Raw genomic sequence first — 3,467 nt, 5'->3', positions numbered from 1 at the left:
GGGTGGGGCGGGCGGTGGCGCGGGCGGCTCCGGCGGCGCGGGGGGCGCCGGCGGTGCTGGCGGCGGCGGTGCTTCGATGCTGCCGGTCGGCGCGTTCGGCGCTGGTGTCGGCTTGGGTTCGCGGATGGCCTGGGGACGCGGCGACGGTGGCGTCTTGATCACCTGGCGCTTGGCCTCGGGCGGTGGCGGCGGAGGCGGCGGCAGTTCCTTCGGCTTCGGCGGCTCGATGAACTCGCTCAGGATCTCGACCGGGATCACCACTTCGGCGGTGCGGCGCAACAGGCCGCTTTGCAGGGCCCAGAGCGCCGCGACGTGGAACAGCACCACGCCGCCCGCGATCAGGGCGTTGCGCGACAGGCCGAAGGCCGAGGGTGGCGGGGAAAAGCGGTCAGACACGATCATTCGAATGCGGGCGCCCACGAAGGTGCCCCGGCGCAGCAAAACCGCTACGCTAAAGGCTTATTTGCGAAGAATCCACCAGACCGCGCTGGTGACCAGGATCAGGCTGCCGCCGAGTGCCGAGACGAGTTCCATGCGTTGCTTTCCTTGATGGAATTGGCAAGCTGGATCGCCTGGGGGCCGGACTCGCGGTGAAGCGCGGCGACCGGGTGCGATGCGCTGCATTGCGCGACCACGTCGCGTGCGCAACTTTCGCACTGGCCGCACTGGGTGGCCACGCCGAGTTCGAACTGCACCTCGTCGAAAGTCATCCCGGCGCGGGCATGGCGCGCGATTTCACGGTCGGAGATTCGGCGGCAGACGCAGACGATCATGGCGGTGAAGGCGGGCTTGTAGCTGGCTCGTTTGAAGAAGGTTCGATTATAAATACGAATTCTTCGCATTTGCAATAACTATCGCGGCTTCAGGGTCGGGCCTTGGGCGAATCTGCCTAGACTTCGGACCACATGCGCAGCAGGTTGTGGTACTGCCCGGTGAGCGCGACCGTTTCCTCGCATTCGCCGAGCCGGCCGCGCAGCTTCTGGATCGCCTGGTCGAGATCGAACAGCATCGCGCGCTGGCGCTCGTCGCGGACCATGCTCTGCAGCCAGAAGAAGGAGCACACGCGGGCGCCCTGGGTCACCGGATGGACCCGGTGCAGGCTGCTGGAGGGGTAGAGGATCAGGTCGCCCGCGGGCAGCTTGACCTCGTGGGTGCCATAGGTGTCGACCACCTCCAGTTCGCCGCCTTCATAGTCCTCGGGATCGCAGAGGAACAGGGTGCAGGACAGGTCGGTGCGCAGTTGCTCGCCGGTGCCCGGCACCGAGCGCACCGAGCCGTCGACATGCAGCCCGTAGTGCTCGCCGCCCTCGTAGCGATTGAACAGCGGCGGCACGAAGCGCAGGGGCAGCGCGGCCGAGAAGAAGAGATGGCTCCGGGCCAGCGCGCCGAGGATCGCCTTGCCCAGTTCGCGGCCTACCGGCGATTGCTCCGGCAACTGCCGGTTGCGCTTGACCTGGGCGCCCTGGTCGCCGACTGTCTCGCGGCCATCGACCCAGTCGGCGGCGTCCAGGACGGCTCGAATCTCGCGCACCTGCTCTGGGTTGAGCACGTCGGGCACATGCAGCATCATGTTGCGGTCTCCTCAAAAGAAAAACCCCGGGTCAGGCCGGGGCTCGAGTGTCGCATCGCGAGGATGCGACGGTGTTGACCCCGGTCAGAATGCGAAGTTGGCCGTGATGCGGGCCGAGCGCGGAATGCCCGGCACGTAGCGATAGCCGCTCTTGTTGATCGCCGCCACGTACTCCTTGTCGAATAGGTTGTAGAGGTTCAGCTGCAGCTCGACATTCTTGTTGACGCGGTAGGAGGCCATGGCGTCGAACACCCAGTAGGCATCGGTGTAGGCCGGCGTGCCGACCGCGCCGTCGAAGCCGCGGGTCAGCTTGCCGTTGTAGCGCGCACCGCCGCCAATCGTGAGGCCGAACGGGAACTGGTAGCTGGTCCAGGCGGTGAAGGCCTGTTCCGGCGTGTAGGGGAGCACGTCGATCCGGTCCGCGGCATTGGAGGAGCCGTTGACCTTGGTGTCCATCGTCGTGAAGCCGGCGCTGATGCCCCATTGGTCGGTGATCGCGCCGGCCACGCCGAGTTCGACGCCTTGCACCCGCTTCTTGCCGTCCTGGGTGTAGAGCGCGGCGTTGGTCGGGTCCTGCACGATCTCGTTTCGGATTTCGGTCCGGTAGAGCGCCGCGGTCAGCGAGAGGCGCTTGTTGAGCACATCCCACTTGGTGCCGATTTCGTAGGCGTCGGCCTTCTGCGRTTCGAAGTCGACGCGCGAGGCGCTGTTGCCGGTGCCCGAGGCGGCCAGCGAGAAGTTGGCACCGCCCGGGGGCTGCGCCGAGTTGCCGTAGGCGACATAGAAGCTGGCGTTCTCGACCGGTTTGTAGACCACGCCGAACTTGCCGGTCCAGAGGTCGCCCGAGGTCGTCAAGCTGGTCGGCGTGATCGCGAATGCGGGCCCGGTGCCCATCGTGGTCGCCCAGTAGTCGGTGTTGTAGTGGTCGTAGCGCAGGCCGCCGGTGAGCTGCCATTGCTCGTTGATCTTCATCGTGTCGAAGGCGTACAGGCTGATGGTGTCGGTCTGGCCGAAGTTGCCGGTGCCGTTCGGGATCCGGTTGTAGCCGGTCACGTAGGGATTCGGGTTGTACAGGTTGGCGACCGGCCATGAGCCTGCCGGTGCGAAGGTCGTGTTGACCGACGCGAAGCCCGGGCCGAAGTAGTTCGTGTTGTCCTGGCTTTCGCGCATCAGTTCGAGGCCGATGTTCGAGGTGTGGCTGAAGCTGCCGGTCTTGAACTTCGACGACAGGCTGGTCTGGTTCACGAAGATCGAATTCTCGACGTCCTTGTTGGTCGGCAGGTTGCGCGTCACAGTCCAGGTCGACGGATTGCTCGGCACCACCGTGTTGATGAAGCCCGCGGTGACCGCGGGCTGCGTGCCGCGGTAGGTGTTGGTGTTGCCGACGCGGGTGGCAGTCAGGCCGCCGAGCATGAAGGACGTGAGCATGTAGTCCTGCGAGCTCTGGCCCCAGCGCGTGACGTTGCGCACCGTCATGTCGGGCGAGATGTCGTGCTCGACGCGGGCCGTGAACATGTTGGCCGTGACGTCGTTGAAGTCGGAACTGGTGCCGTAGAAGTTGCTTGAATCGACCTTCGACGCATAGTTCAGGAAGGTGCGGCGCAGGATTGGCGAATTGATCAGCATCGCGTCGGGCGTGGTGTAGCCCGGCAGGCCGATGGTCGGCACGCCGCCGTCGGGGATGTTGTTCTGCTTGACATACAGGTAGTCGAGGAACACGCGGGTCGGCGTGTTGAGGCCGAAGGCCAGCGAGGGCGCGATGGCCGAGCGCTTGTTGTTGACGAAGTCGCGCCCGTCCACGCCGGCATCTTCGGCCACCGCGTTCAGCCGGAAGGCCGTGCCCGAGCCGTCGGCGCCGTTCACCACCTTGTTCCAGTCGATGGTGCCGCGCTTGTAG

At 65.8% G+C, this 3,467-nt stretch carries 3 protein-coding genes and 1 pseudogene; all 4 read right to left on the bottom strand.

Going from position 1 to position 3,467, the window contains the following annotated elements:
• Window positions 1-402: pseudogene (locus AC1DY5_RS47560) on the bottom strand (energy transducer TonB); the annotation flags it as partial.
• Window positions 403-500: 98 nt separating this feature from the next.
• Window positions 501-773: a (2Fe-2S)-binding protein gene (locus AC1DY5_RS47555; protein ID WP_478121332.1), complete on the bottom strand. Its 273-nt coding sequence runs from the start codon at window positions 771-773 to the stop codon at window positions 501-503.
• A gap of 116 nt (window positions 774-889) precedes the next feature.
• Complete coding sequence (locus tag AC1DY5_RS47550; protein WP_478121331.1) at window positions 890-1,570, bottom strand: Fe2+-dependent dioxygenase; 681 nt, start codon at window positions 1,568-1,570, stop codon at window positions 890-892.
• Between the two features lie 84 nt (window positions 1,571-1,654).
• Window positions 1,655-3,467: catecholate siderophore receptor Fiu (locus tag AC1DY5_RS47545; RefSeq protein ID WP_478121330.1), on the bottom strand; the 1,813-nt coding region annotated here is incomplete at its 5' end.

The organism is Variovorax sp. P4_D9, from assembly GCF_056401695.1.
Note: the sequence above shows the minus strand (reverse complement) of the source record. Positions and strands in the feature narration are given on the sequence as shown.